Raw genomic sequence first — 245 nt, forward strand, 5'->3', positions numbered from 1 at the left:
AAGAAGTCGTTGCTCAAGGTGCCGACGCGGTCGGTGAACACGCCGTGCGAGGTGCCGCCATGATTGGTGCCCAGCACTCGCATGCCGCCGATCAGCGCGGTCATTTCGGGCGCGGTCAGCCCCATGAGCTGGGTGCGGTCGAGCAGCATTTCTTCGGCGCTGACGACGTAATCGGCCTTCTGCCAATTGCGATAACCGTCGGCCAGCGGCTCCAGTGGCTCGAACGACTCGGCGTCGGTCATCTC

The 245-nt window shown here is 64.1% G+C and carries 1 pseudogene; it reads right to left on the bottom strand.

The features are described from left to right. Window positions 1-242, bottom strand: a pseudogene (locus B2T33_RS02365) (catalase-peroxidase); the annotation flags it as partial. Between the last annotated feature and the right edge of the window lie 3 nt (window positions 243-245).

Origin of the sequence: Thalassospira sp. UBA4513 (assembly GCF_002388495.1) — a bacterium.
Taxonomy (GTDB): domain Bacteria; phylum Pseudomonadota; class Alphaproteobacteria; order Rhodospirillales; family Thalassospiraceae; genus Thalassospira; species Thalassospira tepidiphila.